13 protein-coding genes are annotated in these 14,840 nt (G+C 59.2%); 7 read left to right on the top strand and 6 right to left on the bottom strand.

The genetic code is table 11. The annotated features are described in order from the left end of the window. Positions 1–265 precede the first annotated feature (265 nt). Positions 266–1,639, bottom strand: a complete 1,374-nt coding sequence (locus tag GGD46_RS03480) for a PleD family two-component system response regulator (RefSeq protein ID WP_184701838.1) — start codon at positions 1,637–1,639, stop codon at positions 266–268. 16 nt (positions 1,640–1,655) lie between these two features. After that, the gene (locus GGD46_RS03475) at positions 1,656–2,027 is read right to left on the bottom strand and encodes a response regulator (protein ID WP_028754034.1); all 372 of its coding nucleotides are present in this window, start codon (positions 2,025–2,027) and stop codon (positions 1,656–1,658) included. A gap of 131 nt (positions 2,028–2,158) precedes the next feature. Between GGD46_RS03475 and GGD46_RS03470 the strand changes: the two genes are divergently transcribed. Both GGD46_RS03470 and GGD46_RS03465 read left to right on the top strand, forming a co-directional pair. Continuing rightward, on the top strand, positions 2,159–2,467 hold the full coding sequence (locus GGD46_RS03470; protein ID WP_184701836.1) for a DUF3572 domain-containing protein: 309 nt from the start codon (positions 2,159–2,161) through the stop codon (positions 2,465–2,467). Positions 2,468–2,469: 2 nt separating this feature from the next. Continuing rightward, positions 2,470–3,117: a hypothetical protein gene (locus GGD46_RS03465; protein ID WP_184701834.1), complete on the top strand. Its 648-nt coding sequence runs from the start codon at positions 2,470–2,472 to the stop codon at positions 3,115–3,117. Positions 3,118–3,129: 12 nt separating this feature from the next. On the opposite strand, the gene GGD46_RS03460 is transcribed toward GGD46_RS03465, so the two are convergent. Beyond that, positions 3,130–3,708, bottom strand: coding sequence for a GNAT family N-acetyltransferase (locus tag GGD46_RS03460; RefSeq protein ID WP_184701832.1), 579 nt, complete (start codon positions 3,706–3,708; stop codon positions 3,130–3,132). An 82-nt stretch (positions 3,709–3,790) separates the two neighbouring features. Here GGD46_RS03460 and GGD46_RS03455 point away from each other — a divergent pair, with 82 nt between their 5' ends. The 3 genes from GGD46_RS03455 to GGD46_RS03445 all read left to right on the top strand — a co-directional run bounded on the left by GGD46_RS03455 (position 3,791) and on the right by GGD46_RS03445 (position 7,786). Continuing rightward, positions 3,791–5,080: a DNA polymerase IV gene (locus GGD46_RS03455; RefSeq protein ID WP_184701829.1), complete on the top strand. Its 1,290-nt coding sequence runs from the start codon at positions 3,791–3,793 to the stop codon at positions 5,078–5,080. A gap of 191 nt (positions 5,081–5,271) precedes the next feature. Then, a complete protein-coding gene (locus GGD46_RS03450) occupies positions 5,272–6,318 on the top strand; it encodes a GH25 family lysozyme (protein ID WP_184701827.1) in 1,047 nt (348 codons plus the stop codon). A gap of 193 nt (positions 6,319–6,511) precedes the next feature. Continuing rightward, a complete protein-coding gene (locus GGD46_RS03445) occupies positions 6,512–7,786 on the top strand; it encodes a L,D-transpeptidase family protein (RefSeq protein WP_184701825.1) in 1,275 nt (424 codons plus the stop codon). A 21-nt stretch (positions 7,787–7,807) separates the two neighbouring features. Here GGD46_RS03445 and dnaE read toward each other — a convergent pair whose 3' ends face one another. Further along, positions 7,808–11,305, bottom strand: coding sequence for a DNA polymerase III subunit alpha (dnaE, locus tag GGD46_RS03440; protein ID WP_409527658.1), 3,498 nt, complete (start codon positions 11,303–11,305; stop codon positions 7,808–7,810). Between the two features lie 353 nt (positions 11,306–11,658). Between dnaE and GGD46_RS03435 the strand changes: the two genes are divergently transcribed. Continuing rightward, positions 11,659–12,252 carry a hypothetical protein gene (locus GGD46_RS03435; RefSeq protein WP_184701823.1) on the top strand — a complete coding sequence of 198 codons (594 nt, stop codon included), beginning with the start codon at positions 11,659–11,661 and terminating at the stop codon, positions 12,250–12,252. Between the two features lie 79 nt (positions 12,253–12,331). Then, entirely contained in the window at positions 12,332–12,799 is a 468-nt protein-coding gene (locus GGD46_RS03430) for a DUF5680 domain-containing protein (RefSeq protein ID WP_184701821.1), read from the top strand. Between the two features lie 7 nt (positions 12,800–12,806). On the opposite strand, the gene GGD46_RS03425 is transcribed toward GGD46_RS03430, so the two are convergent. Further along, positions 12,807–13,490, bottom strand: coding sequence for an ABC transporter ATP-binding protein (locus GGD46_RS03425; RefSeq protein ID WP_184701819.1), 684 nt, complete (start codon positions 13,488–13,490; stop codon positions 12,807–12,809). Between the two features lie 14 nt (positions 13,491–13,504). Beyond that, on the bottom strand, positions 13,505–14,815 hold the full coding sequence (locus GGD46_RS03420; protein ID WP_184701818.1) for a lipoprotein-releasing ABC transporter permease subunit: 1,311 nt from the start codon (positions 14,813–14,815) through the stop codon (positions 13,505–13,507). Between the last annotated feature and the right edge of the window lie 25 nt (positions 14,816–14,840).

Below are 14,840 nucleotides of genomic sequence, written 5' to 3'. Positions count from 1 at the left end.
TATATAGCCGTTATCTATGCCTAAATTTAAAAAACACCAAGTAAATCGGCTTTATATAGCAAAACAATCAGCCTGCACCGAAGCGGTTCGCTGAAGAACCGCAAGCTGCTCCGATAATCAACAAAACTACAAAGACTATCCTATTGGCAATGCCAAGGCACTTATAGCCAATGCGTGAAGTTCGGGATCACATCAAGGCTGTTCAAAACTTCGGGAATCCCCTCAATACTCATTGGGAAATTTACCTGCTTTGACCCATTATCGGTCAAGCGGCCGAAGCAACCACCCTGTTGCGCCCGGCCCTTTTCGCTTCATAAAGCGCAAGATCGGCCTGCTTCATCAGCTGCTCCGGCGTCTCCACAGTCGTCAAACGAGACGATATTCCGAAGGAAGCGGTGATGTTAAGCGCCACACCTGTATCTCGCAGCCGCACCGGCATGTTTTCTACCGCTGCGCGCAGGCGCTCTGCGACGACCGCGGCGATGTCTGCGGGTGTATCCGGCATGACAACAACGAATTCCTCGCCACCAAAGCGACAGGCCAGATCGGCGCCGCGCACGGTGGAACGGATGCGCGCGGCGAATTCCTTCAGCACTTCGTCGCCGGCATCGTGACCATAGGTGTCGTTGACCTGCTTGAAGCGATCGATATCGGCGATCAGGACTGAGAGCGGCCGCGCCCGCGCCAGCGAGCGATCGAAAAGAATCTTCAGATGATTGTCCAGATAGCGCCTGTTATTCAGGCCGGTAAGCGCGTCGGTAACGGCAAGCTCGATGGTGTGCTGTACGCTGGCGCGCAGACGATCATTGTAGCGCTTGCGCCTTATCTGGGTCAGGCAGCGCGCCACGAGCTCGTTCGGATCGATCGGCCGCACGATGTAATCATTGACGCCGAGATCGAGGGCGCGGACGATCATATCGTCGGCCCCCTGCTCGGTCACCAGCAGGACCGGAAGGAAGCGCGTGCGCTCCAGCGAGCGAAGCTGCGAGCAAAGCCGCAGCGGATCGTAGTCATCGAAGTTCGAATTGACGATGACGAGCTCGAAAGGCCGTTCGGCTGCCTCGAACAGGGCTGCCTGAGGGTCGGACATGGCCGTCACCTGGGCGATCGGCTTCAGTGCCCGAATGATGCGCTCCTGCGAATTGGCGCGGCCATCGACCAGGAGCACATGCCCGACGTCGTCAGCGCGGCCATCGCCGGCGCGAAGCAGATCGTCGATGCCGAAGTTGCGTGCGGTCTCGTTGCGCATGTGCAGTTCGTCGCTCAGCGTCTTCAGGCGAAGCAAGCTCTTGACGCGCGAGATCAGCTGAAGATCGTTGACCGGCTTAGTCAGGAAGTCGTCGGCGCCAGCTTTGAGACCACGGACGCGATCGGCCGGCTGATCGAGCGCCGTGACCATAACGACGGGGATGTGGGCAGTACGCGGATCGGATTTCAGACGTTCGCAAACCTCGAATCCGTCCATGCCCGGCATCATGATGTCGAGCAGGACAAGATCGACCTGGGTGCCGGCGCAGATGGCGAGCGCCTTCAAACCATCCTCGGCCGTCAGTACCTCGAAGTATTCGGCCAAAAGCCGCGCCTCCAGAAGCTTCACATTGGCGGGGATGTCATCAACTACCAGAATGCGTGCGGTCATCAGCTCTTTCCCATGCTCAGGCGTCGCCGAGATAGGTTTTGATCGTCTCGATAAATTTCGGCACCGAAATTGGCTTGGAAACATAGGCTTCGCATCCGCCCTGACGAATGCGCTCTTCGTCGCCCTTCATGGCAAAGGCCGTGACGGCAATCACGGGGATGACGTGAAGATCATCGTCTTCCTTGAGCCATTTCGTGACTTCCAGCCCGGAAACCTCCGGGAGCTGAATATCCATGAGGATAAGATCGGGGCGATGCTTGCGCGCCAGATCGAGCGCCTCCATACCGTTGCGGGTCTGGATCGTCGTATAGCCGGACGCCTCGATCAGATCGCGAAAGAGCTTCATATTCAGCTCATTGTCTTCTACAATCATTACCTGCTTAGGCATGGAAAGCTGTCCCTGCATCCGGTATTGCATCCATTCTCTCGAAATATAGGGTCGCGAGGAACCGATTCCACAAATACTTGAATCGCACATTACCGGGATTTGGTTGAAAAATAGGTAAATCACTCTTCAAAATGCAAAGTAACTTCAAGAACCCGAAGAAGAATGCAGCGGACCCGCAAGAGACGGCCATTGCCGTACTCGGATGGCTAGCCAACGAGCCGGACATGTTCGGCCGCTTTCTCGCGCTAACCGGCGTCGCACCGGCGCAAGTTCGCAATGCGATCAACGAGCCGGCGTTTCTCGCAGGCATGCTCGACTTCCTGATGAACCATGAGCCGACGCTGCTGGCCTTCTGCGAGGCAAGCGGCATCTCGCCGGAAGCCGTTGCTGCTGCGTCCGTGCATCTCTCGCCGCCGGGCCTCGCCTCCGGAGAATATTGATAATGGACGCTCCGCTCGAATTCGACGTATCCCATATCCGGCTGCAGGATCGCCCCCTGATTGTCTGCGATGTCGATGATGTCGTCTTGCATTTCTTTGCGCCTTTCCTGGCCTTCCTCGACGGCGAGGGCAGTGAATTCCTGCCGCGCTCCTTCCGGCTGACCGGGAACATCGTCTCCAAAACAAGTGGAACGGCACTTGAAGAGAAAGACGTGCATCGGCTCATCGATTCCTTCTTCGAAGCGCAGGAACAGTGGCAGACCCCTCTCGATCTCGCCGTCGACACGCTCGGCGAGGTTTCGAAGGAGGCCGATATCGTTTTCCTCACGGCCATGCCGCCGCAATTCTGGGAACAGCGACGCCGCCTGCTCGACCGGCTCGGGCTTGCCTATCCCCTGCTCGCGTCGCTGCAGCCGAAAGGACCGATCGTACGGTCGCTTCATGCGAGCCGCACCTTGCCGGTCGCCTTCATCGACGATATGGCGCACAATCTGCATTCGGTCAGCGAACATGTTCCGGATTGCCTCCTGATCAATCTCAAGCCGGATTCCATCGTTCATCGCATGGCACCAGCCGCGCCGGCGGGGATTCCCGAAGCAAACGAATGGAGCCAGGCCGCCGCCCTGCTTCGGGCTCATATCGTCAGCTGAAACGGACCCGTGTCAGAGCACCAGGCGCATCAGCGGACGTCCATCCTTTCGTTTAGCAACTTCCGAAAAGCCAGCTGCCTCGAATATGCGTAATGAGCCGACATAGAGGCCGACGGACTTCGACTGTTTGGTGCGCTCAATCGGACAGCCCTCCAGCAGGCGTGCGCCCGAAGCCTTGGCGAAATTCACGGCTTCCGACAGCATCCGGTGACTGTATCCTTTGCCGCGATCCCGGGAGTTCATGAAGAAGCAGCTCACGGCCCAGACAGCACTGTCCTCGGCATCGGCCGGATCGAGCGGACGCGACACCGTTTTCTCCGAATTCCATTGCGGCAGCTCCGAACGAGGGCCGACCTGCACCCAGGCAACCGGACGCTCGCCGATATAGCCAAGAAGACCGGGAGGCGGTCCGGCGGCAATGCGCTCCTGCATGAAGCGTTTCTTCGCATCTCCATCCATCGTCTTGCGCTCTGATGTCGGAATGCGGAAATGGGTGCACCAGCAGCCGTAACAGGCGCCAAGCGGCCCGAAGAGCGCCTCGAAATCGCTCCAGCGATCCAGCGTCAACTGGTGCACATCTAAATTCTCCACACCGTCCTCCTCCTCGTTTTCCAGCTTGAGACTCGCAAAATTAGAACATAAAGTGGCAATGTTCAATTTTTGTTCTCATTCAATGACCGATAGGCCCGACAAAATCTCCGGTTTTTGCCGCGATTGCTTGAGTGAGCAATCGGCTGTGAGGACTCGCTGCCGAGCCTGTGGCAGCCCCCGCCTCGTCTATCATCGCGAACTCTACGCATTAACACTGGCTCACATCGATTGTGACGCATTCTACGCCTCGATAGAAAAGCGGGACAATCCGGAACTGGCCGACAAGCCGGTCATCGTCGGTGGCGGCAAACGCGGTGTGGTCTCTACCGCCTGCTATATCGCCCGCATCCATGGCGTCCGATCGGCGATGCCGATGTTCAAGGCTTTGGAAGCATGTCCTCAAGCCGTGGTCGTCAGGCCGAACATGGAGAAATATGTTCGCGTCGGTCGGGAAATCCGGGGGATGATGCAGGATCTGACGCCGCTGGTGCAGCCGCTTTCGATTGACGAGGCCTTCCTGGAGCTCGACGGCACGCAACGGCTCCACCACGATCCCCCTGCTCGCATCCTCGCTAAATTCGCAAGGCGCGTGGAACAGGAGATCGGCATCACCATCTCCGTCGGCCTATCCTATTGCAAGTTCCTCGCCAAGGTCGCTTCCGACCTGCAGAAGCCACGCGGCTTTTCCGTCATCGGTCGCGAAGAGGCGCTCTCTTTCCTGGAGCCCCGATCGGTCACCACGATCTGGGGGGTTGGCAAGGCCTTTGCCGCGACGCTTGAGAGCGACGGCATCCGCACGATCGGCCAGCTGCAGGGCATGGAGGAAGGCGATCTCATGCGCCGCTATGGCGTCATTGGGCAGCGGCTTTTCCGCCTCTCGCGCGGCATAGACGACCGCACGGTTCACCCCAACGAGGCGGCCAAGAGCGTAACGTCCGAAACGACATTTTTCGAAGACATTTCAAAGTATGACGATCTCGTGCCCATCCTGCGCGATCTCGCAGAGAAGGTCTCGCGCCGGTTGAAGCGCAGCGGTATCGCGGGCCAGACCGTGGTGTTGAAGCTGAAGACGGCGGACTTCAAGATCCGAACGCGCAATCGGCGTCTCGAAGACCCGACGCAACTGGCGGACCGAATCTTCCGTACCGGCCTGCGGCTGCTCGAGCCGGAAACCGATGGAACGAAGTTCCGCCTGATCGGTATCGGCGTCTCCGATCTGGGCGACGCGGCGCGCGCCGACCCTCCGGATTTGATCGATGAACACGCCATGCGCCGCGCCGCGGCGGAAGCGGCCATGGATAAGTTGCGAGAAAAATTCGGAAACAAGACGGTCGAGACCGGCTACACATTCGGTGATAAACGCCATAAATAACAATATCTTAACTTTAAATCACCAATCGGAGACATATAGATTGAACCAAAAATCTCCGCGTGACGCGCGCGATTCTTTGGCTCGAAAAGCTCGGATTCAAACTTTCTTGGTAAATTTCTATTAGGACTCGAATTCTGTAACTTCCGAACGGCGCGGATTCGCCGTCGATTGTGTTTTGCGTACGGGTTCCTATGCGTCTATCGGCTGTATCGACCATTCTTCTCGCCTGCCTGACGATCTCAGGCTGTGCCGCTCGAGGTGAGCGCGAAGCCGCGCGAGCCACTCCTCCTTCGAATGAATTGACCAGCTCCATCGCAAAGACCGGCCGAGTGGTACCCTCGGTCGAGATCGGCGAAACGGTTTCACGCGTCGAGCGCCAACAGGCCCTCGCAGTGGCGATGCCGACCAATCTGCGTCCGGAAGGGCTCATGCCTTCACCTTCCGACCAGGGCGACAGCGATGCTCCCGTGCCGCTGCAGCGGCCCCTCGCCATGCTTGCGCCATCCAACCCAGTGCCGCGCTCCTTGCGGCAGCAACCGATGCAGATCTACAGCCATCGCTTCCGCGATGCCAAGCCGATCAACTTCGGCACCTCCACCTCGCCGCGGAAACTGGCGGTGCATGGCGTCGACGTTTCGCGCTGGCAGGGCGATATCGACTGGAACACGCTGCGCACCCAGGGCGCCAATTTCGTCTACATCAAAGCGACCGATGGCGGCGACCATCTCGACCCGATGTTCAAGAAAAACTGGCGAACCGCCCAGCAGGCCGGCCTGAAACACGGCGCCTATCATTTCTTCTACTGGTGCCGGACCGCGGGCGAGCAAGCCGACTGGTTCATTCGCAATGTACCGCGAGAAGCCGGTGCCCTGCCGCCCGTCATCGACGTTGAGTGGAATGGCGAGTCGAGCTGCAAGCGCCGCCCTTCGCGCGAACAAGTGCTCGCCAAGATGCAGGTGTTCATGGACAAGCTGGAAAAGCACTATGGCCAGCGTCCGATCGTCTACACCGCGCCGGATTTCTATCGCGACAATCTCAGCGGTGAGCTGCTCAACTACCCATTCTGGCTGCGCGCCGTCGCCCAGCATCCGTCCAAGGTCTATCCCGGCCGAAAGTGGCTGTTCTGGCAGTATTCCGGCTCGGGCGTTTCCCATGGCGTCGACGGCAAGATCGACCTCAACGCCTTCCATGGTAGCGAGCAGGACTGGCACAACTGGGTCGCATCCAGCGTGCGCTGATCACACGATATATTCACTGATAACCCCACGCCGAAGCAGGGAGCCCGCCTTGCTTCGGCGCTTCCGTATTCCGCCCGGCGAAACACGGCTCCAGGCTTTTTTCCGGAGCGACAAAGCACGTCCTTTGCGAAAGTCTTCCTTAAACTTCGAAGTCTAACGTTGGGCATTACGAGTATTGCGTTTGGTTGTGTCTATGAAGCCATTTTTCTTGCTTGGGCTTGCGCTGCTTTCAGCAACCGCCCTCTCGCAGCCCAGCTTTGCCGCTGCGTCGGATGCCCGCACCCTGCAAATCGTCGTCTCCAAGGACAGACAATCGCTTGCCGTTTATGACGGCGACCAGGTGGTGGCGACATCCAAGGTATCCACCGGCAAACGCGGTCACACGACACCGAGCGGGATCTTCTCCATTCTGGAAAAGAAGGTCTACCACGAGTCAAATCTCTATTCCGCCTCGCCCATGCCCTTCATGCAAAGGCTGACATGGTCCGGAATTGCTTTGCACGAATCCAACTCGGTTCCCAACTATCCGGCCTCGCATGGCTGCGTGCGCATGCCCAAGGCTTTCGCCAAGATGCTCTATCAGATGACCGAGCGTGGCGTGCACGTGGTCATCGCCAATCAGCCACTGGTACCGCAGCCTGTGGAAAACGCGATGCTGTTTCAGCCGCAGGCGGCGCCTCCGCCGGCGCTGTTTTCCGGTATAGAGCTGCGACCCTCGACAGCGAGCTTCCTGCCGCAGGCTCAGTCGCTGCAGGTGGCGACGAACGACGTCACCTCGATCAAGCTTCCACAGGCGACGGCAGTCGCCGCTCCACCCATCGATCTTGCACCACTTAGCATCCTGATCACCCGGCGCGGATTGCGCGAGAATGTTCGCGACCTTCAAGGCTTGCTGAACGATATCGGTTTCATAACCGGCACGCCGGACGGCATGCTCGGGCCGTCGACTGTTCAGGCAATCGAAGACTTCAGAAAGGCGCACAACATCAAGGCGACGGGCGGCCTGGTGAGCCCGGCTCTGATGAAAGCGGTCTATGCCGCCGCCGGCAAAGGCGAACCGCCGAACGGCGCGATCATGGTCCGCCAGAATTTCAAGCCGCTCTTCGAGGGGCCGGCCATCATTGCCGAGCCGCAAGAAGCTCTCGGCGTGCATTTCTTCACCGCCAATGCCATCGACCGCATCAGCGGCAAGGCCGACTGGTTCGGCATGACGCTGGAGGAAGATCTGAGCAGCAAGATGAAGAAGCGATACGGCATCACCAGCGAGGAACAATCGCAATCACTCGATGCCGCCGGACAAGCGCTTGGCCGCATCACCATTCCCGACGATATCAGGCATCGCATCGAGGACCTGCTGACATCCGGTTCGTCGCTGACAATCTCAGACACCGGCGTCGGGCCGGAAACCGGCAACGAGACCGATTTCATCACCATCACGAATAGCGGCGCGCTCGGTAAGAAGGGCTAAAGCCCTCCTCGCGGACCTGTGTCAGACAAGCTCGACATCGATCACGCCCGGTGCCGTGCGTAACGCGGCGGCGATTTCCGGCGTGATGCGATACTTCTCCGGCAATGCCACTTCCACCTCGCGCATACCTTCCTCCTTGATGACGATGAAGGAGACGAGGCCGTCGCCCTTGGCATTCAAATGTGCGGCGACTGCCTTCAGCGGCCCGGAATCGCGGATATAGACACGCAGCGCCTTCTGCATCTGCAGCGACTTTTCCTCCAGCGATTGCGCGGTCTGAAGGCGCAGGCTGATGCCTTCCGGCCGCTCATCCGCCTGGGCGGTGATGACGAAGGATTTGCCGACTTCCAGGACGTCACGATACTGGTTGAGCACTTCCGAGAAGAGCACGGCTTCGAACTGGCCGGAAGCGTCCGAGAAGACGAAGATGCCCATCTTGTTGCCGGTGCGCGTCTTGCGCTCCTGCTTCGAGATGACCGTGCCTGCCAGGCGGCCGTTACTGGCGCCCTGTTTCACCGCCGCGGAGAAATCGGCGAAGGGCTGTACACGCATCTTGTCGAGCACGCTCTTGTAGGTGTCGAGCGGATGGGCCGTCAGGTAGAAGCCGAGCACCTGGAATTCGCGCAGCAGGCGCTCAGAGGCCAGCCATGGCGTATAGGGCGGGAACGAGATTTTCTCCGGCCCGGAGGCGGCGCTGCCGAACATGTCGTGCTGGCCGCTGCGCTTGTTTTCCTGCGCGACCTGCGCGTAGCCCATGATGCGATCTAGGCCAGCGATCAGTTGGGCGCGGTCGATGTCGAAGCAATCGAAGGCGCCGGCGCAGATCAGGCTTTCGAGAACACGGCGGTTGATCTGCTTGGGATCGATGCGCAGGCAGAAATCCTCGATCCCGGCAAAGGGCTGGTCGCCGCGTACCTCGACGATATGCTCGACCGCAGATTCGCCGACGCCCTTAATGGCAGCCAGGGCATAATAAATGCGGTTCTCACCAGTCTGGAAATGACGGAAGGACGCCTGGACCGATGGCGCAATGACTTCAATTCCGAGGCGCTTGGCGTCCTGGCGGAAATCGTTGACCTTTTCAGTATTGGCCATATCGAGCGTCATCGACGCTGCCAGGAACTCAACCGGATAGTGGGCCTTCATATAGGCGGTCTGGTAGGAGACGATGGCGTAGGCGGCCGCGTGCGACTTGTTGAAGCCGTAGTTGGCGAATTTGGCGAGCAGATCGAAAATGACATCCGACTGCCCCTTCGACACACCATTCTTGATGGCGCCATCCACGAAGCGCTCGCGTTGCTGGTCCATCTCCGCCTTGATCTTCTTACCCATGGCGCGGCGCAGAAGGTCGGCTTCGCCGAGCGAATAGCCGGAGAGAACCTGGGCGACCTGCATCACCTGTTCCTGGTAGACGATGACGCCCTGCGTCTCTTTCAGCAGGTAATCGATCTTCGGGTGGATCGATTCGATCTCTTCCTCGCCATGCTTGCGGGCATTATAGACCGGAATGTTCTCCATCGGACCCGGACGGTAGAGCGCCACCAGGGCGATGATGTCCTCGATACAGTCCGGGCGCATGCCGATGAGTGCCTTGCGCATACCGGCACTTTCCACCTGGAACACGCCGACCGTTTCGCCGCGAGAGAGCATCTCATAGCTCGGCTTATCGTCGAGTGGAATGCTGGCGAGATCGATCGAGATGCCGCGCTTGGCGACGAAATCGACCGCCGTCTTCAGCACCGTCAGCGTTTTCAGGCCGAGGAAGTCGAACTTCACGAGGCCGGCCTGCTCCACCCATTTCATGTTGAACTGGGTGACGGGCATGTCGGAGCGCGGATCGCGATACATCGGCACCAGCTTCGACAGCGGACGATCGCCGATGACGATACCCGCGGCGTGCGTGGAAGCGTGACGATAAAGACCTTCGATCTTCTGGGCGATATCCAGAAGGCGGGCGACGACCGGCTCCTTGTCCGCCTCTTCCTGAAGACGCGGCTCCTCTTCGATGGCTTTACTGAGCGGGGTCGGATTGGCGGGGTTGTTCGGCACGAGTTTGCAGATCTTGTCGACCTGGCCATAGGGCATTTCCAGCACGCGGCCGACGTCGCGAAGCGCAGCGCGCGCCTGCAGCGAACCGAAGGTGATGATCTGCGCCACCTGCTCACGGCCGTACTTGGCCTGCACGTAGCGGATCACCTCTTCGCGGCGATCCTGGCAGAAGTCGATGTCGAAGTCCGGCATCGAGACACGTTCTGGATTGAGGAAGCGTTCGAATAGCAGCGAAAAGCGCAGTGGGTCGACGTCGGTGATTGTCAACGCATAGGCGACCAGCGAGCCCGCACCCGAGCCGCGGCCGGGGCCAACCGGAATATCATGGCGCTTGGCCCACTTGATAAAGTCGGCAACGATCAGGAAGTAGCCGGGGAATTTCATGCGCTCGATAACGCTGAGCTCGAACTCCAACCGGTCGCGATATTCCTTTTCTTCGTAACCTGGCGCCATGCCGAGCGAGGCTAGGCGCTGGTCGAGCCCTTCGACTGCCTGCGCACGCAATTCCGCCGACTCTGCGCGTTCCGCCTCTTCGGCATCGTCCGTCGCGCCAGTGAAACGCGGCAGGATCGGCTTGCGGGTCTTCAGGACAAAGGAGCAACGCCGGGCGATCTCGACAGTGTTTTCCAACGCTTCCGGCAGATTGGCGAAGAGCTTGGCCATGTCGGCCCGGCTCTTCAGATAATGATCCGGCGTCAGGCGGAAGCGCGTATCGTCCGAGACGATGGCGTTGTGCGCGACCGCCATCAGGGCGTCGTGGGCATCGTAATCGTCACGCGTCGGGAAAAAGGCCTCGTTGGTGGCAACCAGCGGAAGCTCATGCTCGTAGGCCAGCGAAAGCATCTTGTGCTCATGACGGCGATCATAGGTACCATGGCGCTGCAATTCTACATAGAGCCGATCGCCAAACAGCCTCTTCAGCGTAAGAAGCCGGGAGAGCGCCTGCGCTGCGTGCCCCTCCTTCAGGGCCATATCGACCGGCCCGTTCAAGGAGCCGGTAAGGGCGATCACGCCCTCCGTACCAATCTCTTCCAGCCAGGACGTCGTGACATGGACAGCGCCATTGCCCTCACCGCCAAGATAGGCACGGCTGACCAAATCGACGATGCGCTCGTAGCCCTGATCGGTTGCGGCCAGCAGAACGATCGAAGGAAGTTTGGCAAGGGCCTGCTGCGGCCCGCGCTTGTCGCCCTCGCCGCCATCCTCCATGTCGATGGACACCTGGCAGCCGATGATCGGCTGCAGCCCCTCGTCCATCGCCTTCTGCGAGAATTCCAGTGCGACGAAGAGATTGTTTGTATCGGTGATGGCAATGGCAGGCTGCTTGTCGCCCGCCGCCTTCGCCAAGATCTTCTTGAGCGGCAAAGCGCCTTCCAACAGCGAATAGGCTGAATGAACCCGAAGGTGCACGAACTCCGGCAAGCCATCGACCGGCGCAACCGCTGCGCCGCCGCCACTCATATCCGCCATTTCGTACCCTTCCGCATGCCTAGATGAATCGGCGGCATTTTCTGCATTACGGAGGATAAAGTCCAGAAGTTGCTCCCGTCAAATACGGAAGCAGCATGTGCATAGAGGGGAAAACTCACATCGCCATCATGATGAGGGAAAAGCTGGCGACGAACATCACGATTGAGGTGAATGCTGCAACGTCTCGAATGATATCGGTCATTTACGCGCTCCTTACTCGTTATGTTTCTTTTTTGTTCTATTTCTGTTCCAGAGTCAATAGATGCGTCAATAAATTTCATCGCTCAGCTTTTTGCCTGCCGATAGACGCAGTAGCGGCCGGACGCTATGCAGGGACAAACGGAGGGATCACCATGAAATCAGTTGCCCGCGCGCTCATTCTGCTTTCGGCTGCAAGTGCCGCTCGTGCGGAAGATACCATCCCGCCGGGCCGCATCGTCGACGCGGCGATCGGCGACTGGAACAAGGACGGCAAGCCGGATCTCGCCCTCCTCGTGGCACCCCCTGCGGGTGACGATGCAGACAACCCGATCGGCATCTATATCTATCTGCGCGACGACGAACATTCCCTCCTGAAGCTGGTCGCAAGCGCGCCGCACAAGATATGGGGTAGCGTCGAGCCTGGTGGTATCGTCGGTCAGGAACCGTCGATCTCAGCCTTGCCGAACGGTTCGATCGCCATCGTCTCGCAGAACGACAGCGTCGGGCGCGACCGCTGGCAGCAGACGCTGACGCTTGCCTATCGCAACAACAGCTTTGTGGTCGCCGGTTACACCTACGGATCCCGCGACACCCTCAATCCCGATGATAGCCATAGCTGCGACTACAACGTGCTGACCGGCAAGGTGACGAAGGACGGCAAAAATCAGAAGGCGGAAGCCAGGACCGTCACCATCCAGGACTGGCAGGACGACTTCGGCCAGAAGGCGTGCGATAGCGGCAAGTAGTCACCAATGTTCTCTTTTTGTTCTTTACAAATGCTGCAGCCGATGGCATTCTGGCCGCTCACCAAAATTGGAGAGGGTCATGCCGGATCTTGCCGAGCTGAACGATTTCATTGTCAACGCCAAGGCCGAAACCTATGTCGGCGATGGCGAAAGGATGCCATCCTGCCGAAGCGGCTCACATGACATCGGTTATGCGAGCAGCCGCTGGCGCTATCTCGACAGCTATTTCGGCGGTACGGATTTTTCCGGGCAAGAGGTGGTCTGGCATGACGATCAGCCAGTATGGGCGATGAATTATTTCGGCCACATCATCGAACACGATCTGATCGATGGACATCGGGCCGGCATGGTCATCAAGGCCGCCTTGCTACGGCTTTACCTCGATGAGAAGCGCTTCCTCGGCGAGTACGAGTTCGAACACGCCTTCGGTCGATACGTCGATCGAAGCACCGGCAATTGCGACCACTTCATCGGTCACGAGGCCATCATGGTGAATGGCCGCAAGGCTTACGAACTGGATTATCGCGGCGGTCTGATCGTTCCGTAACGAGCGATCAGACCTCGACCACCTTGCCTTCGCTCAAGGTGACACGGCGATCCATGCGGGCGGCAAGCTCATGATTGTGCGTGGCGATTAGCGCAGCGAGGCCCGATTGGCGCACCAGGGCTTCAAGAGCGTCGAAGACATAGTGTGCGGTCGCTGGGTCGAGATTGCCCGTCGGTTCGTCGGCCAGCAGCACCAAGGGTGCGTTGGCAACGGCGCGAGCAATCGCGACGCGCTGCTGCTCGCCGCCAGACAATTCGGCTGGGCGATGGTCGGCGCGGTGACCGATGCGCATATAGTCGAGAAGCTGCGCAGCCCGGACGCTGGCATCCTTGCGCGAGAGCCCGGAGATCAGCTGCGGCATCATGATGTTTTCGAGCGCCGAAAACTCCGGCAGCAGATGATGGAACTGATATACGAAGCCGATCTCGCTGCGGCGAACTGCAGTGCGCTTGTCATCGGACAGTTTTTCGCATGCCTGGCCGTTGACCAAGACCTCGCCACCATCCGGGTGCTCGAGGAGGCCGGCCACGTGCAGGAGCGTCGATTTGCCGGTGCCGGAGGGGGCGACCAGCGCCACCATCTCGCCACTGCGCAGAGCGAAATCGGCGCCCTTGAGGATCGACAGGCGCGTCTCACCCTGCCCGTAATGACGCTCCACGCCAGAGAGCTGAAGAACGACGTTGCGTTTCATCAAATGCGGGTTCCTTATTCGTAGCGCAACGCCTGCACCGGATCGAGCCGCGAAGCACGCCAGGCCGGAAAGATCGTGGCAAGGAAAGACAACGTCAGAGCCATCACGACGACGGAGATGGTCTCGCTCATATTCATGTCGGCCGGCAGCTTGCTGAGGAAGTAGACCTCCGGATTGAAGATCACGGTGCCCGAAATCCAGGAGAAGAACTGACGCACGGATTCGATGTTCAGGCAGACGAAGACACCGAGCAACACACCGGCGAAAGTGCCGACGACACCGATGGCCGCTCCCGCCATGAAGAAGATCCGCATGATCGAGCCGGAGGACGCGCCCATGGTACGCAGGATGGCGATATCGCTGCCCTTGTCCTTCACCAGCATGATCAGGCCGGAAATAATGTTCAGCGCCGCCACCAGAACGATCAGCGTCAGGATCATGAACATGGTGTTGCGCTCGACCTTCAGCGCGGTGAAGAAGGTCTCGTTGACCTGCCGCCAGTCAGTGAGGAATATTTGCCGGCCAGCGGCCGCCTCGACCTTCGGCCTGAGATCATCGACGTCATCGGGATTACTGACGAAAAGCTCTATTTTCTCGACGATCCCCTGCGCATTGAAAAATATCTGCGATTCCTCAAGCGGCATGAAGACGACGGAGGAGTCATATTCCGACATGCCGACCTCGAAAAGACCGGAAATGGTATAGGCTTTGACGCGTGGGTTGACGCCGAAGGGGGTGACGTCGCCATCCGGCGCCGTCAGCGTGATCTGGTCGCCTACGGTCAGCCCCAACTGCCGCGCAAGACGTGACCCGACAAGCACACCCTGCCCTGAGGCAAAGCCAACCATGTCGCCGGCGACGACGTGGTCCGAGACAGTCTTGAGCTTGGTCAGGTCCTCCGCACGGATACCTCGCACCAGCGCACCGGTACCTGAGCCTCCCCGACCCGACGCCAGGGTTTGCCCCTCAACCAGCGGCAGGGCCATGGTAATGCCGGGAATTGCGCTAAACTTCTTCGCTAGGTCAGCATAGTCGTTCAGCGGCGAATCGATCGGCTGCACGACAACGTGACCGTTGAAGCCGAGGATCTGTTTGATAAGCTCCGCGCGAAAGCCGTTCATGACAGCCATGACGATGATCAGCGCCGCAACACCGAGCATGATGCCGACCAACGAGAAGCCGGCAATCACCGAAATCGACGCCTCCTTGCGCCTGGAGCGGAGATAGCGCCAGGCGACAAGCCGTTCGAAGCCGGAAAATGGGCGAGACGATGGGCTGGCCTTGAACGAATTTTCCTGCTGTTCCACTGCCGCATTCACCGCCATTCGCCTTCCATCCTATCTAGAGGCT

The organism is Martinezella lusitana (assembly GCF_014207095.1).
Taxonomy (GTDB): Bacteria; Pseudomonadota; Alphaproteobacteria; order Rhizobiales; family Rhizobiaceae; genus Rhizobium; species Rhizobium lusitanum_B.
The sequence above is the reverse complement of the archived record's forward strand: the minus strand, read 5'-3'. Positions and strand labels throughout refer to the sequence as shown.

What these genes read in the sequence shown, in the direction of transcription:
- GGD46_RS03445 (WP_184701825.1), top strand. Translation starts at nt 6,512, where the DNA reads ATGAAGCCATTTTTCTTGCTTGGGCTTGCGCTGCTTTCAGCAACCGCC.
- GGD46_RS03465 (WP_184701834.1), top strand. Translation starts at nt 2,470, where the DNA reads ATGGACGCTCCGCTCGAATTCGACGTATCCCATATCCGGCTGCAGGAT.
- GGD46_RS03425 (WP_184701819.1), bottom strand. Translation starts at nt 13,490, where the DNA reads ATGAAACGCAACGTCGTTCTTCAGCTCTCTGGCGTGGAGCGTCATTAC.
- GGD46_RS03470 (WP_184701836.1), top strand. Translation starts at nt 2,159, where the DNA reads ATGCAAAGTAACTTCAAGAACCCGAAGAAGAATGCAGCGGACCCGCAA.
- GGD46_RS03430 (WP_184701821.1), top strand. Translation starts at nt 12,332, where the DNA reads ATGCCGGATCTTGCCGAGCTGAACGATTTCATTGTCAACGCCAAGGCC.
- GGD46_RS03450 (WP_184701827.1), top strand. Translation starts at nt 5,272, where the DNA reads ATGCGTCTATCGGCTGTATCGACCATTCTTCTCGCCTGCCTGACGATC.
- GGD46_RS03435 (WP_184701823.1), top strand. Translation starts at nt 11,659, where the DNA reads ATGAAATCAGTTGCCCGCGCGCTCATTCTGCTTTCGGCTGCAAGTGCC.
- dnaE (WP_409527658.1), bottom strand. Translation starts at nt 11,305, where the DNA reads ATGGCGGATATGAGTGGCGGCGGCGCAGCGGTTGCGCCGGTCGATGGC.
- GGD46_RS03475 (WP_028754034.1), bottom strand. Translation starts at nt 2,027, where the DNA reads ATGCCTAAGCAGGTAATGATTGTAGAAGACAATGAGCTGAATATGAAG.
- GGD46_RS03480 (WP_184701838.1), bottom strand. Translation starts at nt 1,639, where the DNA reads ATGACCGCACGCATTCTGGTAGTTGATGACATCCCCGCCAATGTGAAG.
- GGD46_RS03455 (WP_184701829.1), top strand. Translation starts at nt 3,791, where the DNA reads ATGACCGATAGGCCCGACAAAATCTCCGGTTTTTGCCGCGATTGCTTG.
- GGD46_RS03420 (WP_184701818.1), bottom strand. Translation starts at nt 14,815, where the DNA reads ATGGCGGTGAATGCGGCAGTGGAACAGCAGGAAAATTCGTTCAAGGCC.